General features: G+C 68.3%; 25 protein-coding genes. 16 read left to right on the top strand and 9 right to left on the bottom strand.

Annotation, left to right across the window (positions count from 1 at the left end):
* Positions 1-26 precede the first annotated feature (26 nt).
* Positions 27-1,115, bottom strand: a complete 1,089-nt coding sequence (locus K9D25_RS19540; RefSeq protein WP_244377549.1) for a TRAP transporter substrate-binding protein — start codon at positions 1,113-1,115, stop codon at positions 27-29.
* A 156-nt stretch (positions 1,116-1,271) separates the two neighbouring features.
* Between K9D25_RS19540 and K9D25_RS19545 the strand changes: the two genes are divergently transcribed.
* Positions 1,272-2,102: an isocitrate lyase/PEP mutase family protein gene (locus K9D25_RS19545; protein ID WP_244377551.1), complete on the top strand. Its 831-nt coding sequence runs from the start codon at positions 1,272-1,274 to the stop codon at positions 2,100-2,102.
* 48 nt (positions 2,103-2,150) lie between these two features.
* Here the strand turns inward: K9D25_RS19545 and K9D25_RS19550 are convergent, their stop codons facing one another.
* The gene (locus tag K9D25_RS19550; RefSeq protein ID WP_244377553.1) at positions 2,151-3,365 is read right to left on the bottom strand and encodes an Mrp/NBP35 family ATP-binding protein; all 1,215 of its coding nucleotides are present in this window, start codon (positions 3,363-3,365) and stop codon (positions 2,151-2,153) included.
* Positions 3,366-3,613: 248 nt separating this feature from the next.
* Here K9D25_RS19550 and K9D25_RS19555 point away from each other — a divergent pair, with 248 nt between their 5' ends.
* The 3 genes from K9D25_RS19555 to K9D25_RS19565 all read left to right on the top strand — a co-directional run bounded on the left by K9D25_RS19555 (position 3,614) and on the right by K9D25_RS19565 (position 5,936).
* Positions 3,614-4,390 (top strand): ABC transporter substrate-binding protein, encoded by a 777-nt coding sequence (locus K9D25_RS19555; RefSeq protein ID WP_244377555.1) that lies wholly within the window; start codon positions 3,614-3,616, stop codon positions 4,388-4,390.
* Between the two features lie 74 nt (positions 4,391-4,464).
* Positions 4,465-5,187 carry an ABC transporter permease gene (locus tag K9D25_RS19560; protein WP_244377557.1) on the top strand — a complete coding sequence of 241 codons (723 nt, stop codon included), beginning with the start codon at positions 4,465-4,467 and terminating at the stop codon, positions 5,185-5,187.
* Entirely contained in the window at positions 5,187-5,936 is a 750-nt protein-coding gene (locus K9D25_RS19565; protein WP_244377559.1) for an ABC transporter permease, read from the top strand. The genes K9D25_RS19560 and K9D25_RS19565 overlap by 1 nt, the downstream gene beginning before the upstream one ends.
* 163 nt (positions 5,937-6,099) lie before the next feature.
* Here K9D25_RS19565 and K9D25_RS19570 read toward each other — a convergent pair whose 3' ends face one another.
* The 3 genes from K9D25_RS19570 to cobT all read right to left on the bottom strand — a co-directional run bounded on the left by K9D25_RS19570 (position 6,100) and on the right by cobT (position 8,615).
* Entirely contained in the window at positions 6,100-6,735 is a 636-nt protein-coding gene (locus K9D25_RS19570; RefSeq protein ID WP_244377561.1) for a uracil-DNA glycosylase family protein, read from the bottom strand.
* Between the two features lie 104 nt (positions 6,736-6,839).
* Positions 6,840-7,397, bottom strand: coding sequence for a thermonuclease family protein (locus K9D25_RS19575; RefSeq protein WP_244377563.1), 558 nt, complete (start codon positions 7,395-7,397; stop codon positions 6,840-6,842).
* 195 nt (positions 7,398-7,592) lie between these two features.
* Positions 7,593-8,615, bottom strand: coding sequence for a nicotinate-nucleotide--dimethylbenzimidazole phosphoribosyltransferase (cobT, locus tag K9D25_RS19580; protein WP_244377565.1), 1,023 nt, complete (start codon positions 8,613-8,615; stop codon positions 7,593-7,595).
* 183 nt (positions 8,616-8,798) lie between these two features.
* Here cobT and bluB point away from each other — a divergent pair, with 183 nt between their 5' ends.
* From bluB to K9D25_RS19620, 8 genes are all read left to right on the top strand, one after another.
* Complete coding sequence (gene bluB / locus K9D25_RS19585) at positions 8,799-9,488, top strand: 5,6-dimethylbenzimidazole synthase (RefSeq protein WP_244377567.1); 690 nt, start codon at positions 8,799-8,801, stop codon at positions 9,486-9,488.
* A gap of 13 nt (positions 9,489-9,501) precedes the next feature.
* Entirely contained in the window at positions 9,502-10,284 is a 783-nt protein-coding gene (gene cobS / locus K9D25_RS19590) for an adenosylcobinamide-GDP ribazoletransferase (RefSeq protein ID WP_244377569.1), read from the top strand.
* 77 nt (positions 10,285-10,361) lie between these two features.
* The gene (locus tag K9D25_RS19595; RefSeq protein WP_244377571.1) at positions 10,362-10,541 is read left to right on the top strand and encodes a DUF1289 domain-containing protein; all 180 of its coding nucleotides are present in this window, start codon (positions 10,362-10,364) and stop codon (positions 10,539-10,541) included.
* Positions 10,538-11,260 carry a TIGR02281 family clan AA aspartic protease gene (locus K9D25_RS19600; protein ID WP_244377573.1) on the top strand — a complete coding sequence of 241 codons (723 nt, stop codon included), beginning with the start codon at positions 10,538-10,540 and terminating at the stop codon, positions 11,258-11,260. Before K9D25_RS19595 ends, K9D25_RS19600 begins: the two co-directional genes overlap by 4 nt.
* Before the next feature lie 109 nt (positions 11,261-11,369).
* Positions 11,370-12,371 carry a tRNA dihydrouridine(20/20a) synthase DusA gene (dusA, locus tag K9D25_RS19605; RefSeq protein ID WP_279613755.1) on the top strand — a complete coding sequence of 334 codons (1,002 nt, stop codon included), beginning with the start codon at positions 11,370-11,372 and terminating at the stop codon, positions 12,369-12,371.
* Between the two features lie 49 nt (positions 12,372-12,420).
* Positions 12,421-13,257 (top strand): sulfite exporter TauE/SafE family protein, encoded by an 837-nt coding sequence (locus K9D25_RS19610; RefSeq protein WP_244377577.1) that lies wholly within the window; start codon positions 12,421-12,423, stop codon positions 13,255-13,257.
* A gap of 635 nt (positions 13,258-13,892) precedes the next feature.
* Positions 13,893-17,291, top strand: coding sequence for an autotransporter domain-containing protein (locus K9D25_RS19615; protein WP_244377579.1), 3,399 nt, complete (start codon positions 13,893-13,895; stop codon positions 17,289-17,291).
* A 137-nt stretch (positions 17,292-17,428) separates the two neighbouring features.
* On the top strand, positions 17,429-18,235 hold the full coding sequence (locus K9D25_RS19620; protein WP_244377581.1) for a DeoR/GlpR family DNA-binding transcription regulator: 807 nt from the start codon (positions 17,429-17,431) through the stop codon (positions 18,233-18,235).
* A 133-nt stretch (positions 18,236-18,368) separates the two neighbouring features.
* On the opposite strand, the gene K9D25_RS19625 is transcribed toward K9D25_RS19620, so the two are convergent.
* Positions 18,369-18,695, bottom strand: coding sequence for a DUF2934 domain-containing protein (locus K9D25_RS19625; RefSeq protein ID WP_244377583.1), 327 nt, complete (start codon positions 18,693-18,695; stop codon positions 18,369-18,371).
* Between the two features lie 114 nt (positions 18,696-18,809).
* Here K9D25_RS19625 and K9D25_RS19630 point away from each other — a divergent pair, with 114 nt between their 5' ends.
* The gene (locus K9D25_RS19630) at positions 18,810-19,904 is read left to right on the top strand and encodes a DNA topoisomerase IB (protein WP_244377585.1); all 1,095 of its coding nucleotides are present in this window, start codon (positions 18,810-18,812) and stop codon (positions 19,902-19,904) included.
* A gap of 285 nt (positions 19,905-20,189) precedes the next feature.
* The gene (locus tag K9D25_RS19635; protein ID WP_244377587.1) at positions 20,190-20,732 is read left to right on the top strand and encodes a DUF4142 domain-containing protein; all 543 of its coding nucleotides are present in this window, start codon (positions 20,190-20,192) and stop codon (positions 20,730-20,732) included.
* A 130-nt stretch (positions 20,733-20,862) separates the two neighbouring features.
* Here K9D25_RS19635 and K9D25_RS19640 read toward each other — a convergent pair whose 3' ends face one another.
* The 3 genes from K9D25_RS19640 to K9D25_RS19650 all read right to left on the bottom strand — a co-directional run bounded on the left by K9D25_RS19640 (position 20,863) and on the right by K9D25_RS19650 (position 23,810).
* Positions 20,863-22,032, bottom strand: coding sequence for a zinc-dependent alcohol dehydrogenase (locus K9D25_RS19640; RefSeq protein WP_244377589.1), 1,170 nt, complete (start codon positions 22,030-22,032; stop codon positions 20,863-20,865).
* Positions 22,033-22,200: 168 nt separating this feature from the next.
* The gene (locus K9D25_RS19645; protein ID WP_244377591.1) at positions 22,201-23,241 is read right to left on the bottom strand and encodes an HPP family protein; all 1,041 of its coding nucleotides are present in this window, start codon (positions 23,239-23,241) and stop codon (positions 22,201-22,203) included.
* 119 nt (positions 23,242-23,360) lie between these two features.
* Complete coding sequence (locus K9D25_RS19650) at positions 23,361-23,810, bottom strand: RrF2 family transcriptional regulator (RefSeq protein ID WP_244377593.1); 450 nt, start codon at positions 23,808-23,810, stop codon at positions 23,361-23,363.
* A gap of 69 nt (positions 23,811-23,879) precedes the next feature.
* Between K9D25_RS19650 and K9D25_RS25005 the strand changes: the two genes are divergently transcribed.
* Entirely contained in the window at positions 23,880-25,163 is a 1,284-nt protein-coding gene (locus K9D25_RS25005; RefSeq protein WP_347881457.1) for a PAS domain S-box protein, read from the top strand.
* A 14-nt stretch (positions 25,164-25,177) separates the two neighbouring features.
* A complete protein-coding gene (locus tag K9D25_RS19665) occupies positions 25,178-25,732 on the top strand; it encodes an AAA family ATPase (RefSeq protein WP_244377595.1) in 555 nt (184 codons plus the stop codon).
* The last annotated feature ends 37 nt before the right edge of the window (positions 25,733-25,769 follow it).

A 25,769-nucleotide genomic window follows, 5' to 3' on the forward strand; every position in this document is an offset into this window, starting at 1 on the left:
CTCCCCGATGGGGAGAGGGAGAAGCCTCACCCCCGCGTGCGGGCGCGGATCATGTAGCCGTCATAGGGGTATTCGCCAACCTGCCACCACAGATACTCCTCGTTGCGGAAGGCGATCTGCGCGTCCATGATTTTCTTGAACCCGGCATTCTTGGCGCTGATCTCGGCGATCAGCTCGTTCGAGGCCTTCCACGAGGCGTCGAGGAAGCTCTGCGGGAAGGTGCGCAGCTGCGCGCCCGCCGCCACCAGCCGGCGCAGCGCCGCCGGGTTGAAGGCGTCGTATTTCGCCAGCATGTCGCTATTGGCATAGGCCACCGCCGCCTCGAACGCCGCCTGATAGGCTTTGGGCAGGGCGTTCCACTTGTCGCGGTTGACCACGACATTCATCGTCGGCCCGCCATCCCACCAGCCGGGATAGTAGTAATAGGGCGCCACCCGCACGAAGCCGAGCTTCTCGTCATCATAGGGTCCCACCCATTCGCAGGCGTCGATCGTGCCCTTTTCCAGCGCGGCATAGATGTCGCCGGGGGCGATCTGCTGCGGCACCACGCCGAGCTTGGCCACCACCTGCCCGGCAATGCCGCCGATGCGGAATTTCAGGCCACGGAAGTCGGCAAGGTCCTTCACCTCCTTGCGGAACCAGCCGCCCATCTGGGTGCCGGTATTGCCGCCAAGAAAGCCGACAAGATTGTATTTGGCGAGGAACTCGTCCTGCAATTCGCGCCCGCCGCCATGGTAGAACCAGGCGTTCTGCATCCGCGCGTTCAGTCCGAACGGCATGGTGGTGAAGCAGGCGAAGGCCGGGTCCTTGCCGGTGTAGTAATAGAGCGGCGTCTGCGCCACCTCGACCGTGCCGTTCTGCACCGCGTCGAGCGCCTGAAGCCCCGGCACGATCTCGCCGGCGGCGAAGTTCTGGATGACGAAACGGCCCTCCGTCACCTCGCTTACATATTTTGACACCAGCTCATTGGCGCCGAAAATGGCATCCAGCACCTTCGGCACGGACGAGGTGAGCCGCCAGCGCACCTGCGGCGCGTCCTGCGCCAAAGCGGGGGCGGCGAGCGTGGCGGCGGGGGCGGCAAGAGCGGCGGTGCGGAGAAAATCGCGGCGCTTCATGGGCAGGCAGAGCTCCGGGGGCTGGCTCCGAGGGGGCGGCGGATGTTTGCAGCAGCCCGGCCCGTAGGGCAACCGGCTGTTGCCTCGCCGCTGAAATGTTCTTAATATGTTCACACACGCCGGTTAGCGTCTGGCCCGCATCCGGAGATGATCGCCATGGACGACAAGGCCGCCCGCTTCCGCGCCCTGCATGAAGGGCCCGGCGCCTTCATCCTGCCCAACCCGTGGGATGCCGGTACGGCGCGCATTTTCGCCGCGCTGGGCTTTCCCGCCCTCGCCACCACCAGCGCCGGAATGGATTTTTCCCGCGGCGTCGCGGAGGGCACCACCTCGCGCGCGGACCTTCTCGCCCACTGCGCCAGCATCGTCGCCGCGACGCCCCTGCCCGTGTCGGCCGATCTGGAAATGGGGCTTGGCGACAGCCCGGAAAGCGCGGGCGAGACCATCCGCGCCGCCGCCGCGCTCGGGCTGGCCGGCGGATCGCTGGAGGACCACACCGGCCGGCCGGACGCGCCGATCTACGATTTCACCCTCGCGGTCGAGCGCATCGCGGCGGCGGCCGAGGCCCGCAATGCATTGAGCGGCGATTTCGTGCTCACCGCGCGGGCGGAGAATTTCCTGTGGGGGCGCCCGGATCTCGACGACACCATCCGCCGGCTCCAGGCCTTCGAGGCGGCGGGCGCGGATGTGCTTTACGCCCCCGGCCTGCCGGATATCGAGGCGGTGCGCACGGTCTGCGCGTCGGTGACGCGGCCGGTCAATGTGGTGGTCGGCATCGGCAAGACGCGCTTCACCCGCGAGGAGCTGAGCGCGGCCGGCGTGCGGCGCATCAGCATCGGCTCCAGCCTCGCCCGCCTCGCCTATGGCGCTGTGACCCGCGCCGCGCAAACCATGCGCGACGAGGGGCGTTTCGACTTTGTCGACGGCGCCATGGGCTTTGCCGAGATCGAGGCGTTCTTCACCGCCTTCGCGGCGCAGCCGCGTTGAGCGCGGAAGGGTGAGGCGGCACGGGCCGCCTCCCCTCGCCGGTTAGCGTCAGCCTTCCATCACGATGCGGGGCGCCGGGCGCGCCGCACTGCGCCGGCCGGCCAGCGCCTCGCGCACCGAATTGGCGATGGCGCGGTAGATGCCGGCCTCGGCGCTGTCCGGCCGGGTCGCCACCACCGGCAGGCCGGCGTCAGAGGTCTCGCGGATCGACATTTGCAGCGGCACCTCGCCGAGGAAGGGCACGCCGAGCCGCTGCGCCTCGTGCCGCGCCCCGCCATGGCCGAACACGTCGGAACGGGTGCCGCAATGCGGGCACATGAAATAGCTCATATTCTCGACCACGCCGAGCACCGGCACATTCACCTTCTGGAACATGGCGACGCCGCGCCGCGCGTCGATCAGCGCGAGGTCCTGCGGGGTGGAGACGATAACCGCGCCGGCCAGCGGCACCTGCTGCGCCATGGTCAGCTGCGCGTCGCCGGTGCCGGGCGGCATGTCGACCACGAGAATGTCGAGCGGCGCCCAGTTCACTTCCTTCAGCATCTGGCTGATCGCCGACATCACCATCGGCCCGCGCCAGATCATCGGCGTCTCTTCCTCCACGAGGAAGCCGATGGACATCACCTTGAGGCCGAAGGCCTGCATCGGCGTGATCATCCGCCCGTTCACCTCCGGCCGGCCTTTCAGCCCCATCAGACGCGGCACGGAAGGGCCGTAAATGTCGGCGTCGAGCAGGCCGACCTTGAGGCCGGAGGCGGCAAGGCCAAGCGCGAGATTGGCCGCCAGCGTCGACTTGCCCACCCCGCCCTTGCCGGAGGCCACTGCGATGATGGCGCCGACGCCCGGCAGGCCCGGCGTTTCCTTCTGCGGATCGGCCGGCGGCTGCGCATGCGAATGGCCCGCGTGGCTATGTCCGGCATGGGAATGTCCGGCATGCGAATGACCGGCATGCGAATGACCGCCGGCAGCCGGGGCGCGCGCGGACGCCGGCGTGTGCGAGGCGATGGGCGGCAGGCCCGCCTTGCGCTCGGCGGTCAGTGCCACCAGCGCCGAGGTCACGCCCGGCGTGCCGCGCACGGTGCGCTCCACGGCGGCGCGCACCGGCTCCCAGGCGCGGGCTTCAGTGGCATCGACGGTGAGCGAGAGATAGACCTTGCCGTCCGAGACCAGCACCTCCGAGAGCACGCCGGCCTCGGTCACGGGACGGCCATCGGGGGCGGAAACCTGCGCCAGCCGCGCCTTCACATCGTCTGCCGTCGCCATTGCGCGCTTCTCCTCAATAGAGCTGTTTCAAGCTGAGACACACCAGCGCGCGCGAAGCGTCAACCCGTGCCGCGCCGTCGGGTGATCGGCGCCCGCTATGGCGTTGCATTGCACACAAATGGATCAGTACGACTTTGTGACTAGGGATGCGGCACCCCAGTTGCGCAATATTTGGAAATAGTGCCAGCATGGGTTGCCGGAAAAACCACAACGCACCGGCGCAGCGCACTCTTTCAGAGGGGAACATCATGAGCCTTGTCACCCGCCTCGCGGCGGTGGCCATCCTCGCGGCTGCCATGGCCGGCGGCGCCTCCGCCAAGGAATGGAAGACCGTCCGCATCGGCACCGAAGGCGCCTACCCGCCCTTTAACTATGTCGAGAATGGCGAGCTGAAAGGCTTCGACATCGACATCGCCAAGGCGCTCTGCGCCAAGATGAAGGTGGAATGCACCTTCACCGCGCAGGATTGGGACGGCATCATCCCGGCGTTGCTCGCCAATAAGTACGACGCCATCGTCGCCTCGATGTCGATCACCGAGGAGCGCAAGCAGCAGATCGCCTTCTCGAAGAAATACTACAAGACCCCCGCCACCTTCGTCGTGCCGACCGGCTCCGCCATCACCGAGACCTCGCCGCAGGCGCTGAAGGGCAAGGTGCTGGGCGCGCAGGGCTCCACCATCCATTCCAACTATCTCGAAGACGTGTACGCCAAGGCCGGCGCCGAGGTGAAGCTCTACGGCAAGCAGGACGAGGCCAATCTCGACCTCGCCAATGGCCGCCTCGACGCGGTGCTCGCCGACAAGGTGGTGCTGCTGGAATGGCTCGGCACCAATGAAGGCAAGTGCTGCAAGTTCACCGGCGCCGAACACACCGACCCGAAATATTTCGGCGAGGGCGTCGGTGTCGGCATCCGCAAGGGCGACCCGGAACTGGTCGCCATGTTCAACAAGGCGATCGACGAGATCGTCGCCGACGGCACCTACAAGACCATCAACGACAAGTACTTCCCCTTCAGCGTCTACTGACGCCCCGCCCCGGCGCCGCCCCCTTTTGGGGACGGCGCCTTCTCGTCCGCTGACCGGGGGACCTGCCGTCCGTCATGCTGAGTCTGCTTGAGCTGCTCTCCTTCGGTCCCAATGGCTGGGGCGACGAGATTTTGCAGGGCGCACTGCTCACCATCGAGCTCGCCCTCGTCACCCTCCCCGTCGGCATCGCCATCGGCCTCGCCGTGGCTCTGGCAAAGGATTCGTCCTCGCGCGTGCTGCGCGCGGTGGGCGATCTCTACACCACGGTGTTTCGTGGCCTGCCGGAACTGCTCACCCTGTTCATCGTCTATTATGGCGGGCAGATGCTGCTCACCCGCCTCGCCGGCTATCTGGTCGAGGGCGCGCATATCGAGGTGAACCAGTTCGTCGCCGGCGTGGTGGCGCTCGGCCTCGTGCTCGGCGCCTTTTCCAGCGAGGTGCTGCTCGCAGCCATCCGTGCCGTGCCCAAGGGCCAGAAGGAAGCCGCCCACGCGCTCGGCCTGTCGGGCTGGCGCACCTTCCGGCTCATCACCTTCCCCCAGCTCTGGCGCGTCGCCCTGCCGGGCCTGTCCAACAACTGGATGGTGCTGTTGAAGGACACCTCGCTGGTCTCGGTCATCGCCATCAGCGACCTGATGCGCCAGACCTCGATCGCGGTGGGCGTGACCAAGCAGCCCTTCTTCTTCTATCTCGTCGCCTGCCTGATCTATCTGGTGTTCTCCGGCCTCTCCAGCCTCGTCTTCACCGCGCTGGAAAACCGGGCCTCGCGCGGCTTCAAGCGGGTGGGAGGTCATTGATGGAAACGATCCTCGCCGCCCTCGCCGACGGCTTCCTGTGGCTGATGGGCCTGATCGGGCTCAACACCGACCTCATGGCCCGCTACGGCCTGCGCTTTCTCGACGGCGTGTGGGTGACGCTGCAGCTTGTCGGGCTGTCCGTCTTCCTCGGCGTGCTGCTCGCCGTGCCGCTGGCGCTGGCGCGGGTGGAAGGCGGCAAGGCGCTGTCCCGCGCCGCCTGGACCTATTCCTATTTCTTCCGCGGCACGCCGCTCTTGGCGCAGACCTTCCTCGTCTATTACGGCGCCGGCCAGTTCCGCGAACAGCTCACCGATATCGGCCTGTGGTGGTTCTTCCGCGACGCCTTCAACTGCGCGGTGTTCACCTTCACGCTCAACACCGCCGCCTATCAGTCGGAAATCCTGCGCGGCGGCATACAGAGCCTGCCGGCCGGGCAGATGGAGGCGGCGCAGGCGCTCGGCCTCTCCCGCGTGCTGGCCTATCGCAAGATCATCCTGCCGCAGGCGCTCGCCATCGGCCTGCGCCCGCTCGGCAATGAGCTGGTGCTGATGATCAAGGCCAGCGCCATCGCCTCGGTCATCACCGTCTATGATCTGATGGGCGTCACCCGCCTCGCCTTCTCCCGCTCCTACGACATGGAGGTCTATCTCTGGGCGGCGGTGCTGTATCTGCTGATGGTGGAGATCATCCGCCGGGTTTGGAACGTGCTGGAGCGTCGGCTGAACCGGCATCTCGCAGTGTCGCGCTGAACAGGGCGTCAGCCCGGACGCCGCAGGCGATCCGGGATCGCACCTCCTTCCTCACCACCCCTCATCCGCGGGCTTGACCCGCGGACCCAGGCCACGCCGGCCCGCCCGGTCGCTGGGTGCCCGGGTCAAGCCCGGGCATGAGGATGCCCCCAATGAGGGTGGCTCACCCCACCAGCCGCGCCACCTCGTCCCGCAGCACCGGCACCAGCTCGGCCTCGAACCAGGGGTGGCGCTTCAGCCAGCCGGTATTGCGCCAGGAAGGGTGCGGCAGCGGCAGCAGGCGCGGCGCCTGCCGCGCGTCCCAGATCTCCCGCCAGCGTTCCACCCGTTCGCTCAGCCCGCCGCCGGCGAAGCGCACCAGCCCGAGCCGCTTGAGGTGATAGTCCTGCGCCGCCGCCCCCACCGCGACGACGAGATCGAACGGCGCCCGCGCCGCGAACAGCCGGTCGTGCCAGAGGCTGGCGCATTCCCGGCGCGGCGGCAGGTCGCCGCCCTTGGCGTCCTGCCCGGGAAAGCAGAAGCCCATCGCCGCCACCGCGATGCGGTCGGGGTCGTAAAACGTCTCCGGCGTCACCCCGAGCCAGTCGCGCAGCCGGTCGCCGGAGGCATCGGTGAAGGAGCGGCCGGAGGCGTGGACCTTGGTGCCCGGCGCCTGCCCGGCGATGAGGATGCGCGCGCGGGCCCCGACATGCAGCACCGGCCGCGGCGCATGCGGCAGCGGCTTTCCGCGCGGGCTCTCCACGCAGAAGCGGCAGGCATGGATGGCGGCGAGAAGGGTGTCGAGGTCGTCGGCGGGCATGGCGGTTAGATAGGCGCGGCAGGACCATCCGTCATCCCGCCCAGATCACCGTCATCCTGAGGTGCTGGCCACAGGCCAGCCTCGAAGGATGTCGTGCAGGGGCCTCACTCCGCCGGCCGTGGGTGCCGCGCCCGCCAGTCGGCGGGCATCTCGAACGGGCCGGCCCAGATGCCGGCACCGGCCGCCCGGGCCGATCGCTCCTCGCCGCGATAGGCGAGGCTCGTTGCCACCGCCCAACCCGTGCGCACCAGCGCGGCGCCGATATCGGCACCGTTCACCGCGCAGCGGGCGACGGCGCGGCCATAGCGGTCCTCGTCCACCGGGCGGCAGGTCACCTCGCCCTGCGCCACCAGCGCTTCCAGCGCCGCCCGCGCCTTCATCCCGCAGGGCCAGCTTTGCGCGCCCTCCCCGCAGCTCTGGTGCAGTTCCGGCGCGTCGAGCCCGTCAAGCCGCACCCGCTCGCCCGCCACTTCCAGGCTGTCGCCATCCGCCACCCGCACCTGCCCGGTGAGCGGGGGAATGAGGCGCTCCACCACCAGCGCCAGCACGACAAGGGCGGCCGCGAGGAGGATTCCGCGCCAGGTCTGCGGCCGCCAGCCGCGTGGTCGCCCGCTGCGCGGGGGGCGATGTCGTCGTCGATAGGTCAGCTTGTCGAACCGCATGGCGTCATCCCGGCCGAAGCGAAGCGCAGAGCCGGGATCGCTCGCCGGCTCCATCCCTTTTCCCCCCATGGCCGGGCTTGACCCGGCCACCCAGGCTTCTCCCGCGCACCCGCTGTCAAGTTCTGGATCCCCGGGTCAAGCCCGGGGATGAGGGACGGTGGATCACCCGCCCCGCCTCGCCGCACGCCCGTCCCCTCACGCCCCCGCCACGCCGGCTTCAGCGAAGGTCGCCATTCCGCCATGGCAGGCCAGCGCGGATTTGATGACGCCGATGGACAGCGCCGCGCCGGAGCCTTCCCCCAGCCGCATATCGAGATCGAGCAGCGGGCGCAGGCCGAGCCGCTCCAGCACCCGCCGATGCGCCGGCTCGGCCGAGACATGGCCGGCGAGGCAATGGTCGAGCGCGCGCGGGTCCAGCGCCTTCAGCACGGCGGCGGCCGCGGTGACGACATAGCCGTCGAGCACCACGGGCACGCGCTGCAGCCGCGCGGCGAGAATGGCGCCGGCCATCGCCGCCACTTCCCGCCCGCCGAGCTTGCGCAGCACTTCCAGCGGGTCGTCGAGATGGCCACGCGCGCGCACCACCGCCGCCCGCACCGCCGCAATCTTGCGCTCCAGCACCTCGCCCGTCGCGCCCGTGCCGGGGCCGACCCAATCGGCGGCATCCCCGCCATAAAGCCCGTGGAAGATGGCGGCGGCCACGGTGGTGTTGCCGATGCCCATTTCGCCGAGGCACAGCAGGTCCGGTTCGCCCGCCAGCGCCTCCATGCCGAAGGCCATGGTGCCGGCGCATTCGGCTTCCGTGAGCGCGTCCTCATCGACGATATCCGGCGTCGGCAAATCGAGCGCGAGGTCGAATACCCTGAGCCCGGCGCCGAACACGCCGCAAATCTGGTTCACCGCCGCCTTCCCCGCCGCGAAGGTGGCGACCATCTGCTTGGTCACCTCCGAGGGGTAAGGCGAGACGCCGCGCCCCGCCACGCCATGGGTGGCGGCGAACACGGCGACGGTCGGCCGGTTCACCTGCGGAATCTCCCGCCCCTGCCAGCCGGCGATGAAGACCGCGATCTCCTCCAGCCGCCCCAGCGCGCCGGGCGGTTTGACCAATTGCCCCTGCCGGGCGCTCGCCGCAGTGCGGGCGGCCGCGTCCGGGCCCGGCATCTGGGCCACGAGATTGCGGATGTCGTCGAAGGGCAGGCCGGTGGCGGAGCGCAGCATGGGAAGCCTCAGCAGCAGGACGGGCGGCGGCGGGACGGAACACGCCAAACCGGACGAAGAAGTGTCGCCTCGGGCGCCAAGGCGGGGTAGACCCTCGCCGAGGGACGCGCAACCCTCAGCATCGCAGCCGCCTCCTCGGAAAGGCGCATGGCAGCGCGCGGACGAGCAAGAAGGGGATCACGGATGGAAGCCCGTAAGGAGGCCCCCTTGGCCACGCCTCTCAACGCCTCTGCCGCCACGCCGCCGGACTTCGATGCCGCCTTTCGCGACCTTCTCGACACGCTGTTCGCCTGGCGGCGCGACGTGCGCTGCTTCCGCACCGACCCGCTGGACGAGGAAACGGTGCGCGCCCTGCTCGCCACCGCCTGCCGCGCGCCGAGCGTCGGCTACAGCCAGCCCTGGCGGCTGGTGCGGGTGCGCGATTGCGGGCGCCGCGCCGCCATCCGCGCCCTGTTCGAGACCGCCAATGCGCAGGCGCTGGCGCAGCAACCGGAGGAGCGCGCAAGCCTCTATGCACGGCTGAAGCTCGCCGGGCTGGACGATGCGCCCGAACATCTCGCCGTCTTCGTCGAGCCTGATCCCGCCACCGGCCATGGCCTCGGCCGCGCCACCATGCCGGAAACCGTCGCCTATTCCGCCGTGCTCGCCATCCATACGCTGTGGCTGGCGGCAGCGGCGCGCGGCATCGGCGTCGGCTGGGTGTCGATCCTCGACCCGCAGGCGGTGGGCGCGGCGCTGGACGTGCCGGCGCACTGGCAATTGGTCGGCTATCTCTGCCTCGGCTACGCCGCCGAAGCCTCCCCCGTGCCGGAGCTGGAGCGCGCGGGGTGGGAGCGCCGCCAGCCGCTGGCCGCGCTTCTGGTCGAGCGCTGAGGGACGAACGCGCATGCCCGTGCCCCTGCTCTCCGATGTGCCCGCCGCGCTGCGCTTTCTCTCGCGCCTGCCGGTGCGGCTCCCCTCCGAACCCCGTGAGGACGGCCCGCCGGACCTCGACCGGCTCGGCCCCGCTCTTCCGCTGGCCGGCGCGGTGCTGGGGCTGATCGCCGCCGCGGTGCTGCTGCTCGCCCATGCGGTGGGACTGGGGGATTTTCTTGCCGCGACACTGGCGGTCACCGTGCTGGTGGCGATCACGGGCGCGCTGCATGAGGACGGGCTGTCGGATGTCGCCGACGCGCTCGGCGGCTGGACCGTGGAGCGGCGGCTGGCGATCATGAAGGACAGCCGCGTCGGCGCCTTCGGGGTCTGCGCGCTCATCCTCGCCTTCGCGCTGCGGATCGGCGTGCTGGCGGGCCTGCTCGCCGTCGGCCCGGCGGTGGCGGCGGCGGGGCTCGTCGCGGCGGTCAGCGTCTCCCGCCTCGCCGGATTGTGGATGCTGGCCGCCCTCCCCTTCGCCCGGACGGACGGTCTCGCCCGCAGCGCCGGGGTGCCAAGCGCGACGAGCCGGTGGCGGGCGCTCGGGGTCGGCCTCCTCGTCGCCTTCGGTCTCATCGTCCACCCCATCGGCCTCATCGGTCTTCTGGTCGCCAGCGCTTTCGCGGTCGTGATCTTCCTTGGCGTGGTGCGCCTTGCGCGCGCCCAATTCGGCGGACAGACCGGCGATGTCGCGGGCGCCGCGACGCTTCTCGTCGAAATCGCCTTCCTCCTCGGCCTGCTTATCGTCGCGCATTGACCCTTTCCGCCCGCCGGGGCTTAACCGGATGGACAGGAAAATGCGTCAGGATGAGCCGTCCCTTAGCGTACCGAATCATGCCGCAAACCCTTTCCACACCTTGCGTTTCCGTCTGCACGCTGGATGCCGCCGGGCGGACCTGCCTCGGCTGCGGCCGCACTCTGGAGGAGATCGGCGCGTGGCCAGCGCTCAGCGAAACCGAGCGGCGCGCCATCATGGCCCGCCTGTCCGCCCGGCCGGCAGGAGCCTCGCAATGAACGCCGATCGCCTGATGTGGATCGTCGTCATCGGCCTCGCCGCCGGCATCGGCCTGGTGTTTTTCGCGTCACGCTATGGCGATGTCGCGGGCCTCGGCGCTAACGACTTGGCGCAGCTTGTGTTTTACGGCTCGCTTCTGCTCGTCGTCGGCGCCAGCGTGTTCGCCACCTTCACCGGCAGGCTGGGCGAAGCGCTGCGCGCGGCCGGGCTGTGGCTGGCGATTTTCGCTGTTCTGGCCGTGGGTTACACCTATCGCATCGAACTGCACGCCGTCGCCTACCGTGTGCTGGCCGAACTCGCCCCGGGCTACGCGGTCCCACTGGCCAGCGACGGCCCCGCCGTCGAAGTCGCCCGCGCCCGCGACGGCGATTTCAACGTGCGCGTCGAGATCAACGGCACGCGGATCCCCATGCTGGTGGACACCGGCGCGTCCAGTGTGGTGCTGACGCCGGAGGATGCGGTGGCGGTGGGCCTGCCGCTGGAATTCCTCAGCTATGACATACCCATAGATACCGCCAACGGCCGTGGCCGCGCGGCGGCGGTGGTGCTTCAGCGCATCGGCATCGCCGGCTCGATCGACGAGCGCGACGTGCCCGCCCTCGTCGCCAGCCCCGGCACCCTCAAGCACAGCCTGCTCGGCATGACCTTCCTCTCCCGCCTCGGCAGTTTCGAAATCCGCGGGGAAAAGCTGGTAATGCGGGCGAAGGTGGTGGACTAGGTTCAGGCGATCCGTCGGCGCGCCGGCGTCGAAAAACCGCCGCCAGTGACGTAAGATGGTCCGAATACCCCCGCCTCAGGGCCGGCGAAACCGCTTGAAACAACGATTTATGTCGAAAAATCCGCCGCTTACCTTCTCCGTGGCCCCTATGATGGACTGGACCGACCGGCACTGCCGGGCGTTCCACCGGGTGCTTTCGGCGCGCGCGCTGCTGTACACGGAGATGGTGACGGCGAATGCGGTGATCTTCGGCGATCGCGACCGGCTGCTCGGCTATTCCCCGCAGGAGCACCCCATCGCCGTGCAACTCGGCGGATCGGACCCGGAAGCGCTGGCCAAGGCGGCGGCGATCTGCGCCGATTGGGGCTATGACGAGATCAACCTCAATGTCGGCTGCCCCTCGGACCGCGTGCAGGGCGGCAATTTCGGCGCCTGCCTGATGCGCGATCCCGCGCTGGTGGCCGCCTGCGTCGCGGCGATGAAGGCGGAGGTGGCGATCCCGGTCACGGTGAAATGCCGCTTGGGCGTCGACGAGCAAGACCCGGAAGAGGCGCTCGACGCCCTCGCCGACGCCGTGCTCGCGGCCGGCGCGGACGGGCTCATCGTCCATGCCCGCAAGGCCTGGCTGCAAGGGCTCTCCCCGAAGGAGAACCGCGACATTCCCCCGCTCGACTACGACCGGGTGTATCGCCTCAAGGCCCGCCTGCCCGGCGTGCCCATCAGCCTGAATGGCGGGCTCACCACGCTCGAGACGGCGCAGGCGCAGCTTGCTCATGTCCATGGCGTGATGCTGGGCCGCGCCGCCTATCAGCAGCCGGAACTGCTGCTGCGGGTCGACAGCCTGTTCTTCGGCGAGGCGGACGGGCACGCCGACGCCTTCGCGGCGGTGGAAGCGTTCGAACCCTACATCGCCGCCCATCTCGCCACGGGCGGGCGGTTGCACGACATCACCCGCCACATGCTCGGCCTGTTTCCCGGCCGTCCCGGCGCGCGCGCCTTCCGCCGCCACCTCGCCATTGAGGGTGTCAAGCCGGAAGCGGGGCTCGATGTGCTGCGAAATGCCGTCAATGAGGTCCGCCGGGCCGAAGAACGCCGGTCGCTTGTGGCGTGAATCCGTGCCATCACGGCAGGCCGATGGAACGGCGTGACGTGGTGGCGTGATGGTACAGGCGATTCCTCTCGAACATCTGGTGTGGCTGTCCGGCGTGCTGCTGGTGGCGGGGCTGGCCACCGGCATTCTCGCCGGCCTGTTCGGCATTGGCGGCGGCGCCATCGTCGTGCCGGTGCTGTACGAGGTGTTCGGCGCGGTGGGGGTTGACGATTCCGAGCGCATGCATCTCTCGGTCGGCACCGCGCTCGCCATCATCGTGCCGACCGCGCTGCGTTCCTATTTCGCCCATCGGCGCCGCACCAAGATCGACAATTCCATCATGCGGCAATGGGCGGCCCCGCTGATTGCCGGCGTGGTGGCGGGCACCGCGCTGGCGGCGGTGTCGCCGGATGTGGTGCTGAAGATCGCCTTCGTGCTGTTCGCGGCCCTGATGTCGTCGAAGCTGCTGTTCGGCCGGGATCACTGGGTGCTGGCGGAGACGCTGCCGGGCCGGCTGCCGATGACGCTCTACGGCTTCGGCATCGGCGCCTCGGCGCCGCTCATCGGCATTTCCGGCGGCGGCATCGCCACCGTGGTGCTGACCCTCTACCGGGTGCCGATCCACACCGCCATCGCCACCTCGGCCGGGCTCGGGGCTCTGATCGCGGTGCCGGGTACGCTCGGCTACATCATCAGCGGCATCCCGCATCTCGACGATCTGCCGCCCTTCTCGCTCGGCTATGTCTCGCTGCCAGGGCTGGTGCTGGTGGGCGGCATCGCCACGCTAGCGGCGCCGCTGGGCGCGCGGCTGGCGCACGGCTTCACCAAGCGCCAGCTTGAGGTCGGGTTCGGCCTCTATCTGCTCATCGTCGGCCTGCGCTTCGTGGTGGCGCTGGTCGCGCGGTGACGCCGCCCGGCCCGGCCTTTGCCGACGTGCCCGGTCAGAGGCCCCGTGCCGGCCTGGGTGGCCGGCCGCCGAATCCGCGGACAGAAGCAAGACGCTGGCGAACAGCTCCACCTGCCGAGATCATGTCGCGATCAAAATGTTGTTTTAGTAACATTTAAAGCCAGATAACGCTCATAACCATAGCGCGCAGCGAGGACACCTCCCCCTGCCGCCGGCGACGTGACCGGGGTTCGCGCAATGTCATCATGGGCCCCGGGCCATGCGCACCGAGGCCGAAATCCTGACGGAACAGGCGGCGACCGCTGGCGCACGGCCGGTCGAAGCCGCGATAAAATGGAAATATATCAGACGCTTATCCCTCTATCTCAAGGCGCCCGACCCCGCTCGCCTGCAACACGCCCCCTTGGCGGCGTCACCTCGGCGGCCCTTCTGTTGGCAAAAAGCCACACAAAGCTCGCAGCCCGACTGCAAAGGTGCTTGAGCACCACAGGCCTGTCGGACCCCCTCAAAAATGTAATCTAAGTTACATACTGATCTGCCAAATCGACAGTCCTCGATCAACGCCGACCGAAATCCGGAAGCCAGTGTCGCTTTCCGGGCCGGGCGCGGCACTCCGGGCGCATGGGGACTGCATGATGACTCTTGGGAAAACCCGCCACCGACGTGACTTCAGCCTCGCCACACTCAGCTCCCGCCTCCTGTGCGGGGCGGCGATGACGGTGCTCGGCACTGTTGCCGCCCAGGCGGAGGACGGAACGCTCCGTATCCTGACGCTGAACACCTGGGGCGACCAGTACGCCAATAATCTCGGCGTCACCTCGGACTTTTTCATCAACGGCAATTACGACATCATCGCCCTGCAGGAATCGCGCACCAATACCAAGTACATTCCCGGCCTGACGCAGATGCTCGGCGACGCCGGCCTCGGCACCTATGCCGGCACGCAGATCAGCGATGTCAGCGTGCTCAGCCGGCTGTCCGGCAGCTTCGGCTCCAGCACGCTCGGCGATGCCGTCGCCTACCAGAAGATCGATGCGCAGAACGGCGTGCCGCAGACCATCATCGGCTCGGTGCATCTCAACTATTACGACGAGCCCAATGTCCGGCTCAACGAGGTCAAGGGTCTCAATAGCTGGGCGGCCAGTTCCGACACGCCGATCATCCTCGTCGGCGACTTCAACGCCGGCGACGTGTCCGAGCGCGGCCTGCACAATGCCGATCAGCAGTCCTATCTCTTCGCCCGCACCATCGTCGACAGCGGCTCCTCGGCGCTGTGGAAGCAACTGGCCAAGGAATACACTCCGGAAGGCAAGGCGAGCCAGTATGAGGCCTACGCCGCCTCGATGCAGGTGGTGGACGGCAATGGCACGGTGCATTACCGCAACGTGATCCAGGCCTATTTCGACGCCAACCGCAACGAGTTCCCCGGCAAGACCAGCATCTCGCAGCTCAGCTGGCGTCAGTGGGAGCAGATCATCGCCAAGGACATGGCGCAGAACGGCATCACCTTCGAGGACGAGACCTATCCGGTGGCCTCGAACACGCCGGTGACGATGAACGTGCTGAAGAAACAGTACATGCTGCTGACCACTGCGGCGGAGCGCGAGCCCTTCGCCCCGCACGAGCTGAAGGACGGCACCACCACCTGGCCCTCGGCCGGCGAGGATGCCACCAACACCTGGACCAGCTGGGACCGGGTGACGATCGACCATTTCATGGTCTCCCGCCCGTTCGGCAAGTGGTACACCATCGTCGACGATCCCAAGGACGCCTATACCGGCGTGCTCGACGATGTCGGCTTCATCAATGACGGCAGCGCCCCGCTGGCCGACCATGAGCCCGTCGCCCACACGCTGAAATGGATCGGCCCGGCGCTGGAGACCTATACCGAGACGGTGGACAGCAAGGACGTGGAGAAAACCCGCCTCGTCTGGGGTTCCGACGCCACCGTGTTCGAGGAGAAGAACAAGGAGTTCTACCTCACGCGCAACAATATGCGCACCGATGTCTATCTCGGACAGATCTCCGACGAGAACGGCAATCCGATCCTTACCGGCCTGACGCTGGAAGAGAAGAAGACGCTGCTGGACTGCACGAGCACCGACCCGCGCTTCCAGCAGGCGATCCGCGACTACTGCATCGACGACCACAGCTTCATCGGCCAGACGCTGGTGACCGATGGCGGCACGCTCATCGTCGACGAGGACGCCGCGCTCGGCACCTCGGCGGCCAGCCTGCATCTCGACAATGGCACGCTGCGCATTGCCGGCACGGCCATGACGCTGCTCGACCGCGCCGTCGTGCTGGAAGCCGGCGGCGGCGGCATCGAGGTCGCCGCGGCGGACAATGCCGTGGCGATCGGCCGGGTGATTTCCGGCACCGGCAGCCTGACCAAACTGGGCGAGGGTGCGCTGGGCCTGTTCGGCCAGAATACCTATAGCGGCGAGACCAAGGTCGAAGCGGGCCTGCTGGTGGTCAACGGGTCGATCGCCACCTCGTCTCTCACCACCGTCTTCGACGGCGCCGCCCTGGCCGGCACCGGCACGGTGGGCCATCTGCGCGTCGCCTCCGGCGGCACGCTCGCGCCCGGCCAGTCCATCGGCACGCTCAATGTGGCGGGCAACCTGACCTTCGCCGCCGGTTCCCTCTATCAGGTGGAACTGAACGCCGAGGGCAAGAGCGACCTCGTTGCCGTCACCGGCGCTACCACCATCGAAGGTGGCAGCGTGATCGGCATCGCGGCCGGCGGCAACTATCTGCCGGAAACCGCCTACACCATCCTTACCTCGGCCGGCGGCATCGACGGGGCGTTCGCTGATGTGACCTCCAACCTCGCCTTCCTCGACCCGACGCTGGCCTATGGCGCGACCGACATCCGGCTCACCATGGCGCGCAACGACACCGCCTTCGACAAGGTGGGCTACACCCGCAACCAGCAGGCGGCGGCGCGCGGGGCCGAAAGCCTCGGCTATGGCAATGCGCTCTACAACGCCATCGTCATGCAGGACGCGGCGACGGCGCGGGGCATCTTCAGCCAGATCGGTGGCGAGGTGCACGCTTCCACGTCCGGCGTGCTGGTCAGCACCAGCCGCTTCGTCCGCGACGCGATGGACGACCGGCTGCGTGCCTCAGCGGGCGAGACTCTGATTTCCGATATGGCCGTGGCCAGCCTCGACACCAAGGCGCCCCGCCCGGTGGCGGCGGACACCAAGGGTGTCGCCATGTGGATGCGCGGCTTCGGCAGCTGGAACACGGTCGACGGCGACAACAACGCCGACGGTCTCACCAGCAACACCGGCGGTGTCCTCGGCGGCCTCGATGCCGGGCTGCCGGGCAATTGGCGCGTGGGCATGCTGGCCGGCTACAGCCAGACCTCGGTCAGCCTCGACGACCTCGCCGCCAGCGCGGACAGCGACAACGTCCATCTCGGCCTCTATGCCGGCACGCAGGCTGGTCCGGTCGGGGTGCGCCTCGGCGCCGCCTATACCTGGCACACCATCGACAGCCTGCGTCAGGTCAACATCCCGACCATCAGCGAGCGGCTCACCGCCGATTACGATGCCGCGACCTCGCAGGTCTTCGGCGAACTCGGCTACCGCTTCGAGAACGGCACGGCGGTGTTCGAACCCTTCGTCAATCTCGCCTATGTCCACTTCAGCAATGACGCCTTCGCCGAGCAGGGCGGCGTCACCGCGCTGGGCGGGCAGAGCGACAGCCTCGACACCTTCTTCACCACGCTGGGGCTGCGCGCCTCCACGCGCTTCAACGTCGGGGGAATGCAGGCCACGCTGCGCGGCACGGTCGGCTGGCAGCATGCTTCGGGCGACATCACGCCCGAAGCCTCGCTCGCCTTCATCGGCGGCGACGTGTTCTCGGTCGCCGGCGCGCCGATCGCGGAAAATGTCGCGGTGCTCGGCGCGCGGATCGAATTCGCCGCCACGGAACATGCTACCGTCAGCATCGGCTATGACGGGCAGTTCGGCTCCGGCCAGAGCGACAACGGCCTCACGGGGACGCTGAGCGTCAAGTTCTGACGCACGGCGCTTCCGCCTCTAACTCCGCCGGCCGGAACACGTATCCGGCCGGCGCCGAGCCGTCTCGACCCATGCGGCACCTGATGGACGCCGCATGGGTCGCTGACTATTCTGACGCTGTGCTTTCGAGAGCCGACATGCTGATGCGCGACGACGAGCGGGACGACGAGGGCAAGAAGGCGCGCCGCCGCGCCTTTCTGGTGCAGTATCTCGACCAGAACCGCTACATCTCGATCGAGGAGATCGCGAGCCGCTTTTCGGTGACGACCCAGACCGCGCGGCGCGACATCGTCGCGCTGGAGCTGGAGGGTAAGGTGCGCCGGCTGCATGGCGGCGCCGTGGCCTCGACCCCGATCGACCCCACCGTCTACCGGCAGCGCCGCATCGCCAATGCGCAGGCCAAGGAGGCCATCGGCGCCGCCGTCGCCCGGCTCGTGCCCGACAATGCCTCGGTCTTCCTCGACACCGGCACGACCTGCGAGGCGGTGGCCCGCGCGCTCATCGACCACACGGCGCTGCGCGTTGTCACCTACAGCCTGCGCGTCGCTTCGACGCTGAGCGACCGCACCGATTTCACCATCGCCGTGCCCGGCGGCTTCGTCCGGCAGGTGGATGGCGGCGTGTTCAGCCAGACCTCGGCCGAGTTCATCCAGGCGTTCAAATTCGACTTCGTCGTCATCTCGGTCAGCGGCATCGACGAGGATGGCGATATCGGCGATGACGACTATGCCGAAGTCGCCGCCGTGCGCGCCGCGATGATGCAGGCGGGGCGGGTCATCCTCGCCATCGACAGCAGCAAGTTCGGCCGGCGCGGGCTGGTACGGCTGGGATCGCTGCGCGACATCGACCTGCTGGTCACCGAGGCCGCCCCGGTCGGCGACCTCGCCAGCGTCGCCGAGAAGAGCGGGGTCAAACTCCACCTCGCGCGGATGGAGCCGGCCTGAGCGCGCCTTGCCGAACGCCCCCGTCTTGATCGCGCCAGGCACACACGCGGCCGAACGCCGTCACGCCGGTCAGCATCGCCTGGAAAAACGGGGCGGTCCATGGCCGCCCCGTTTTCCATCGCCGTCTTGTTGCTCACACACGCGGCTTCTTGCGGCCGGAACCCCGCTCGGGTGCCCCGGTTTCCGCCGGCGCGGTCGCCGCGTCCGGGCGGTGCGGAATCTGCATCTCGCCCTGATCGGTGAGGGTCGGAAACTCACCAGCATTGGTCAGCGCCTCGATCGGCTCGACCGGCGGCGACGCGGTTTCCTCTACCGACAGCAAGGTCTCCGGGCGCCCTTCCTCGATCGCCACAATCTCCTTCGCCTGCACCCAATGATCCTCGGCCCGGCCGTCCGGGCGGCCTTCCTGCTCCCACAATTGGTGAGCCCGCGCGCGTATGGTGTCTTCTCGGTCGTCCATGGGGTTCCTCCCGCTTGTCGAGCCAGAACGCGCCGGGTGCGAGGACCGTTCCGGCCGGAACCCGCGTCAGCCCGGCACGTTGAGCGTCACTGCCCCGGAGGCGCGTTCATCGACATGGCCGAAAAAACCACCATAAGGCGCCTGGCGCGCCGCTTCGATCTCAAGATCGTCTCACCCACCAGCCTCACCATCCGCCGCAAGCGGCGCGGGCGTGGCTTCAGCTACGAGACCGCCGACGGCACCGCGCTGAAGGACGCGGAGGAACTGGCAAGGCTGCGGCGGCTCGCCGTGCCGCCGGCCTACCGCAATGTGTGCTTCGCCGCCGATCCGCGCGCCCATCTCCAGGCCGTCGGCGAGGATGCGGCCGGGCGGCTGCAATACCGCTATCACCCGGATTGGACGCTGGTGCGCGAGACGCTGAAGGCCGACCGGCTCTCCGGCCTCGCGCAAGCGCTGCCCCGTATCCTGCGCAGCGTGCGCCGCGAATTGCGCCAGCCCTCCTCCCCCCGCCGTTTCGCCCTTGCGGCCGTGGTGCAGCTCGTCGCGCTCACCGCGATCCGTGCCGGCAGCGAGGAATATGCGCTGGAGCATGGCACGCGCGGGGCGACGACCCTGCTCAAATCGCATCTGCGGCTGAAGGACGACGAGGTGGCGCTGGCCTTCAAGGGCAAGGGCGGCAAGGCCATCCGCAAGCAGTGCCGCGACGCCGATCTCGCCCGCGCGCTGGCCCAGCTGAAGGAGATTCCCGGCGCGCGCCTGTTCAAATACCGGGGCGAGGATGGCGGCGTCCACGCGGTGCGTGGCTCCGACGTGAACGCCTTTCTGAAAGCCGTCAGCGGGCAGGCCATATCGCTGAAGGACTTCCGCACCCTGACGGCGTCGCTGGGCGTGCTCGACCGGCTGGGCCGGCTGGAGCCGGCGGGGAGCGAGCGCGGCCGCCGGCAGCAGATCCGTCAGGCCATCGCCCCCCTCGCCGACGAACTCGCCAACACGCTCACGGTCTGCCGCACCAGCTATGTGCATGACAGCGTAATCTCCGCTTTCGAGGCCGGCACGCTGGCAAAATCCGGCCCGGAAGCCCGCTCGCCGCTCGCGCGGATGCAATTGCTGTCCGAACTGCTGCGCAGCAAAGGCTGCCGCCCGGCCTGCGCTGCAAAGAGCGTTGCCCGCCGCCGGATGGCGGGAGCGGCCGAGGCGACAGCGCCCTAGGCGCCCGCGAGCAAGACCGAAGGGTATCTGTCGGCGGGCGGTGCTGGTGCCACCGCGCATGGCGGGTGCTTGCGCACAAATGGTAGCGCAATAGCAACTGAAGCCGATTTATTCAAACCAAGATGCGGTGGTTACATGATACATCGCGACAAGTATTTGCATATGGACCCTGAAACGCTGGCGACACGGAAAGGAACCTTCCCGGTTACTGCCACTTAGCGAGGGGTAGAGCGCGATCTGGCGCCGCAGCGCCACACGCCGCGCGTCCAGGAAATGGAGACGACAATGAAAACCCTCAAGCTGCTCACCGTGGCACTCATCACTGCTGCCCCGCTTTCCGTGCTTCCGGCCGCCGCGCAGTCGGTCGGCGAGAAGACCGGCGTGAATGCGGTACTCGGCGTCAGCCCTTCCACCACCGATTTCGTCACCCAGGCGGCGGTCAGCGGCATGTTCGAGATCCAGTCGAGCGAACTGGCGCTTGAGCGCGGCGACGCCGCCACCAAGGCCTTCGCGCAGCAGATGATCACCGCGCACCGCAAGGCCTCCGAGGAGCTGAAGGGATTGGTGACGAGCGCCAACATCAACGTCACCCTGCCGGCGACGCTCGACAGCGCGCATCAGGAGACGATGGACGATCTGCGCAAGCTGCAGGGGGCCGAATTCAACGAGGAATATATCGACGAGCAGGTCGACGCGCATGAAGATGCCGTCTCGCTGTTCGAGCGCTATGCCGAAGGCGGCGACAATGCCACGCTGAAGGCCTGGGCGGCGAAGATGCTTCCCGAACTCAAGCACCATCTCGACATGGCCAAGAAGCTCGACAAGTGAGCCGTCCGCGCCTCGAAGATGTCCCACGTCGCGCAGGGCGAGGTCCGATCGCCCGGCGGTAGTTAAGTCGAGGAGACCGCGCAGCTCCTGCGCGGTCTCCTCGAAGCGGCCCGTCGGCCGCACTGCCGTTTCAGGGCTTGAGCACGACCTTGATGCAGCCATCCTGCTTGTCGCGGAAGGTCGTGTAGAGGTCGGGGCCGTCTTCCAGCGAGGCGCGGTGGGTGATGACGAAGGAGGGGTCGATCTCACCCTTTTCGATGCGCTCCATCAGCGGGGCGAGATAATGCTGCACCGGCGTCTGGGCCATGCGGAAACGAAGGCCGCGATTGATCGCCGAGCCCATCGGCACCTTGTCGAGGAAGCCGCCATAGACGCCGACAATCGAAACCGTTCCGAAATTGCGGCAGCAATGGATCGCCTGACGCAGCACATGCGGACGGTCGGTGCCCATGAACAGCGCGGTCTTTACCCGGTCGACCACGGAATCGGCGCTCGCGGTCGCGTCGGCCTCGGTGCCGACGGCGTCGATGCAGGCATCCGCCCCGCGCCCCTGGGTCAGTTCCATCAGGCGGTCATAGATATCCTCCTCATGGAAATCGAGCGTCACCGCCCCGCCGGCGCGCGCCATGGCGAGCCGCTCGGGAACGGTGTCGATGGCGATGACCCGCTCGGCGCCGAGCAGAAAGGCGGAGCGGATCGCCATCTGCCCCACCGGGCCGCAGCCCCAGATGGCGATGGTGTCGCCTGGCTGGATGTCGCAGAATTCCGCCGCCATGTAGCCGGTGGGGAAGATGTCGGAGAGGAACAGCGCCTGCTCGTCGGTGAGCGTGTCCGGCACCTTGATCGGGCCGACATCGGCATAGGGCACGCGCAGATATTCCGCCTGCCCGCCGGCATAGCCGCCCAGAAGATGCGAATAGCCGAACAGGCCGCCGGGCGAATTGCCCCACAGCTTCATCGCCTTGGCACGGTCGGGATTGGTGCGCTCGCAGCCGGAGAAATAGCCGCGCTTGCAGAAGAAGCACTCGCCGCAGGAAATGGTGAACGGCACCACCACCCGGTCGCCGACCTTGAGCTTGCTGTTGCCGGCGCCGACCTCGACCACCTCGCCCATGGTTTCATGGCCGATCACGTCGCCATGCTGCATGCCGGGAATGATGCCGCCATAGATATGCAGGTCCGACCCGCAAATCGCACAGGCCGTGACCTTGATGATGGCGTCGCGGGCGTCCTCGATGGTGGGATCGGGCACGCTCTCGCAGCGTATGTCGCCCTTGCCGTGCCAGGTCAGCGCTTTCATGGGGGCTCCTCGTCCTCTGATTGCGAGGGCTAATCCCCAAATCTGCGAGACGTTCCGGCCTGGCGAGGCCGGAGACGGGGTCAAATCCCGGCGCGGTACCCCGCACCCATTTCCCGGCAAAACCCTACCAAACCCATGCGAAGAAACCGGGTTGCGCGCGACAGATACTCAGGCGAGTCCGCGCCGGAGGATGGCGAGCCAGTCGGCCTCCGTCACCACTCCCAGAGGGCGCCCGGCGGCATCGATGATGAAGACCGCATGGACGCGATCCTTGGCGAAGCGGTCGAGCAGGGCAATGGCCGGTGTATCCGGCGCGGCCGTGCTGGCCGGCGTCATCGCCTCCACCAAGGTTGTGGCCGGCGAGACCAACTCACGCAGGCCCACGGCGCCGACGATCCGTCCCGCATCGTCGAGGACGGGCAGACGGCGCACATCGTGTTGGACAAGGAGCGCGCGCACCTCCTCCACCGTCATGGAAAGCTGCGCCGCGATGATGCCCGCATGCATGACATCGGCGCAGGAGAGATCGCGGTAGGAACGCGCCAGTGCCCCCTGCTCCATGTCGCGCAGCAGCCGCTCAAGATCGTTCACGTCAATGTCGAAGGTCTCGCCCGTGCGCTCCAGAGCGGCGGCAAGGTCCGCCTTGCTGAACGTCCACGGCATCTCCTTCGCCGGCTTCGCGGGTGGGGCGGGGACATGCGGATACACATGGCCGGAAAAGCGATGATAGACCCAGGCGGAAGCCACCAGCACCACCGCATTCGCGCCGACGGGCAGGAAGGGGAAGACGAAGCCGGAGGTGGCGCCCGCGAACAGGCCCACCAGCGCAGCGGCGCCACCCGGCGGGTGCAGGCAGCGCAGCAGCGACATGACCGCGATGGCGCCGCCGACGGCGATGCCGGCGGAGAGCGGCGACAGCGGCATGAGATGCGCCACCAGAACGCCGACCAGCGCAGAAAGCGTGTTGCCGCCAATGGCCGGCCAGGGCTGCGCCATCGGGCTCGACGGCACCGCGAACAGCAACACGGCTGAGGCTCCCATGGGCGGCACCAGCCAGAGCAGATGCTGCGGATCCGTCGCCGCAAAGGCGCAGATCAGGCCGGTGAGCGCGATGCCGACCAGCGCCCCGGCGCAGGCGAGCAGCCGATCACGCAGGCTCGCGCCAGCGAGGATGGGACGGAACAGTCTTAGGCGGGAACTGACAGACAAGGCGGCCTCCAAGAAAACGGCATGCTCTGGCGCGGCTTAGATGCGGAGCGGCGCGCCGAGGGTCGGCTGTATGTCACGCGGCGAGCGGCGGCGTGGGGTGAGGAACGTTCTGGCCCTCATCAGGCGGCTCCGGCGCCCGGCGCCGCGATGCCGAGGGAGAGAATGAGGCGCTGAAAGCCCGGTTTTCGCTCCACGAGATCGGCCACGGTATAGCTGTCCAGCACCGCGAAGAAGGCGTCCATGGCCTCGTTGAGCACGGGCAGGACGCCGCAGCCGCCGGCCAGCGCGCAGCCCTCGCAGCCGACCAGGCAGTCATCGCCCTCGGTATGACGCAGCAACTCGCCCACGCGGATCGTCCCGGCGGGCCGGCCCAGCCGGTAACCGCCGGCGCGCCCACGCACGCTGGCGACATAGCCCGCTTTGCCGAGGTCGTGCAGCACCTTCATCAGATGGTTCTGCGAAATCGAATAGGCTGCCGCCATTTCCGAAATCGCGCAGAGCCGGTCGCCCCGCGCTGCGAGGTAGATCAGCACGCGCAAGGCGTAATCGGAATAGCGCGTCAGCTGCATGGCTGTCTGGAGGCTTTCCAGTCGGAAAATACATGTATAGCGTATACATGATTTCAGGGGAGGCAAGGGATGACCGACAGCAGCGGCCAAACGCGGATGAAGGATTCAGAGTCGGGCGTGCGGCCCTTTGTGATCGAGCGCCGCGAGCGGGAGAGCGATGTCATCACCTCTTTCGTGCTGCGCCCCCGCGACGGGCGCCCGCCCGCGCCGCATATTGCCGGCCAGCACCTGACGCTGTTCGTCGACATTCCCGGCGCGGGACGGCAGAAGCGCAACTACACCATCTCCACCGCGCCCAATGGCGAGACCTACCGCATCTCGGTGAAGCGCGAGCCGGAAGGGCTGGTGTCGAAATGGCTGCATGACGTGGCGCGCGAGGAAACAGTGCTGGACATAGCCGCGCCGTCCGGCAGCTTCGTGCTGCCGGCGGACGATGCGCGCCCGCTGGTCATGCTCAGCGCCGGCGTCGGGCTGACGCCGATGGTGGCGATGCTGGAAGCGCTGGCCGCCGATCATCGCACGCCGCGGCTGCAGTTCATCCATTGCACCCAGAGCCGCGCCACCCAGGCCTTCGGCGCCCAACTGCGCTCCCTCGCCGCCGCGCTGGGCGTCGAGACGGCCGTCTTCCATACGCGGGCGAAAGATGGCGAGGTCGACGATGATGTCGTCGCCGGGCACCTGACGCCCGACTGGCTGCTGGCCCATTCCGCCGTCGCCGAGGCGGAGTATTTTGTCTGCGGCCCCACCCGCTTTCTCAGGCTCTTCGTGCCCGCCCTCGCCAAGGCGGGGGTTCCGCCGGAAAGGCTGCATTACGAGTTCTTCGGCGCCGTGGAAGACCTGTTCGACGAGCCGCCGCCGGCTGGCACCGCCCCGTCCTCCCCACCCTCCACCGTGACGGAGCGCCACTCGCGCACCGTCGGCAACATCACCCGCGCGGCGATCAGCGACGCGCTGCTCGACAGCGCGGCCGATGCCGTCGTGGTCAGCGATGCCGAGGGGGATATCGTGCTGTGGAACCCCGGCGCCGAGCGGATTTTCGGCTTCACCGAGGAGGAGGCGCTGGGCCGCTCGCTCGACATCATCATTCCCGAGCCGTTCCGCGCCCGGCATTGGGAGGGCTATCGCGAGACCGTCGCCTCCGGCCAGAGCCGCTACGGCGCCGGCGACATGCTCGCCGTGCCGGGGCTCACGAGCGACGGACGGCGCATCTCGCTGGAATTCACCATCGCCCTCATCAAGGATCCGGCCGGCAAGGTCACCGGCATGGCCGCCGTGCTGCGGGACATCACCCCCCGCTTCGAGGAGATGAAGGCGCTTAAGAAAAAGGTGGCGGAGCTTCAGTCCGCGCCCTGACGCTGGGAGGCTCCATGGATCGTTTCGTCGTCATTTCCGGCTGCTCGGGCGGGGGCAAGTCGACGCTGCTGGCCGAACTCGCGCGGCGTGGCTTCGCGACGGTCGAGGAGCCCGGGCGTCGCATCGTTGCCGAGCAGCTAAGCGCGGGCGGGACGGACCTGCCGTGGGTCGACCTCGCCGGCTTTGCCCGCCGCGCCGTCAGCCTCGCGCAGCAGGACCGGGTGGCGGCGCAAAACCGGAGCGGCTGGGTGTTCTTCGATCGCGGGCTGGTCGACGCCGCCGCCGCCCTGGCCTTCGCGACGGGAGAACCCTTGGACGCCGCGCTCTGCGCCGCACATCGCTCCAACAGGCGGGTGTTCCTGACGCCGCCCTGGCCGGAAATCTTTGCCGGCGATGACGCGCGCCGACACGACCTCACCGCCGCGATGGCCGAGTATGAGCGCCTGCTCCGTGTCTATCCGGACCTGGGTTATGAGGTCACGCTGCTCCCAAAGTTGTCAGTCGCGGCGCGTGCGGATTTCCTCCTCGCCACGCTGGGCGCCACCGATGCCTCCGATCCGCCGCCGTGACGCCCCCAACGACGCAAAAGGGGCAGGCGCGCACCGC

The sequence above is a fragment of the Ancylobacter polymorphus genome, assembly GCF_022836935.1.
GTDB classification, from domain to species: Bacteria; Pseudomonadota; Alphaproteobacteria; order Rhizobiales; family Xanthobacteraceae; genus Ancylobacter; species Ancylobacter polymorphus_A.

Excerpts from the sequence above, each read along its gene's own strand:
- K9D25_RS19540 (WP_244377549.1), bottom strand. The coding sequence starts at position 1,115 with ATGAAGCGCCGCGATTTTCTCCGCACCGCCGCTCTTGCCGCCCCCGCC.
- K9D25_RS19545 (WP_244377551.1), top strand. The coding sequence starts at position 1,272 with ATGGACGACAAGGCCGCCCGCTTCCGCGCCCTGCATGAAGGGCCCGGC.
- K9D25_RS19550 (WP_244377553.1), bottom strand. The coding sequence starts at position 3,365 with ATGGCGACGGCAGACGATGTGAAGGCGCGGCTGGCGCAGGTTTCCGCC.
- K9D25_RS19555 (WP_244377555.1), top strand. The coding sequence starts at position 3,614 with ATGAGCCTTGTCACCCGCCTCGCGGCGGTGGCCATCCTCGCGGCTGCC.
- K9D25_RS19560 (WP_244377557.1), top strand. The coding sequence starts at position 4,465 with ATGCTGAGTCTGCTTGAGCTGCTCTCCTTCGGTCCCAATGGCTGGGGC.
- K9D25_RS19565 (WP_244377559.1), top strand. The coding sequence starts at position 5,187 with ATGGAAACGATCCTCGCCGCCCTCGCCGACGGCTTCCTGTGGCTGATG.
- K9D25_RS19570 (WP_244377561.1), bottom strand. The coding sequence starts at position 6,735 with ATGCCCGCCGACGACCTCGACACCCTTCTCGCCGCCATCCATGCCTGC.
- K9D25_RS19575 (WP_244377563.1), bottom strand. The coding sequence starts at position 7,397 with ATGCGGTTCGACAAGCTGACCTATCGACGACGACATCGCCCCCCGCGC.
- cobT (WP_244377565.1), bottom strand. The coding sequence starts at position 8,615 with ATGCTGCGCTCCGCCACCGGCCTGCCCTTCGACGACATCCGCAATCTC.
- bluB (WP_244377567.1), top strand. The coding sequence starts at position 8,799 with ATGGAAGCCCGTAAGGAGGCCCCCTTGGCCACGCCTCTCAACGCCTCT.
- cobS (WP_244377569.1), top strand. The coding sequence starts at position 9,502 with ATGCCCGTGCCCCTGCTCTCCGATGTGCCCGCCGCGCTGCGCTTTCTC.
- K9D25_RS19595 (WP_244377571.1), top strand. The coding sequence starts at position 10,362 with ATGCCGCAAACCCTTTCCACACCTTGCGTTTCCGTCTGCACGCTGGAT.
- K9D25_RS19600 (WP_244377573.1), top strand. The coding sequence starts at position 10,538 with ATGAACGCCGATCGCCTGATGTGGATCGTCGTCATCGGCCTCGCCGCC.
- dusA (WP_279613755.1), top strand. The coding sequence starts at position 11,370 with ATGTCGAAAAATCCGCCGCTTACCTTCTCCGTGGCCCCTATGATGGAC.
- K9D25_RS19610 (WP_244377577.1), top strand. The coding sequence starts at position 12,421 with ATGGTACAGGCGATTCCTCTCGAACATCTGGTGTGGCTGTCCGGCGTG.
- K9D25_RS19615 (WP_244377579.1), top strand. The coding sequence starts at position 13,893 with ATGACTCTTGGGAAAACCCGCCACCGACGTGACTTCAGCCTCGCCACA.
- K9D25_RS19620 (WP_244377581.1), top strand. The coding sequence starts at position 17,429 with ATGCTGATGCGCGACGACGAGCGGGACGACGAGGGCAAGAAGGCGCGC.
- K9D25_RS19625 (WP_244377583.1), bottom strand. The coding sequence starts at position 18,695 with ATGGACGACCGAGAAGACACCATACGCGCGCGGGCTCACCAATTGTGG.
- K9D25_RS19630 (WP_244377585.1), top strand. The coding sequence starts at position 18,810 with ATGGCCGAAAAAACCACCATAAGGCGCCTGGCGCGCCGCTTCGATCTC.
- K9D25_RS19635 (WP_244377587.1), top strand. The coding sequence starts at position 20,190 with ATGAAAACCCTCAAGCTGCTCACCGTGGCACTCATCACTGCTGCCCCG.
- K9D25_RS19640 (WP_244377589.1), bottom strand. The coding sequence starts at position 22,032 with ATGAAAGCGCTGACCTGGCACGGCAAGGGCGACATACGCTGCGAGAGC.
- K9D25_RS19650 (WP_244377593.1), bottom strand. The coding sequence starts at position 23,810 with ATGCAGCTGACGCGCTATTCCGATTACGCCTTGCGCGTGCTGATCTAC.
- K9D25_RS25005 (WP_347881457.1), top strand. The coding sequence starts at position 23,880 with ATGACCGACAGCAGCGGCCAAACGCGGATGAAGGATTCAGAGTCGGGC.
- K9D25_RS19665 (WP_244377595.1), top strand. The coding sequence starts at position 25,178 with ATGGATCGTTTCGTCGTCATTTCCGGCTGCTCGGGCGGGGGCAAGTCG.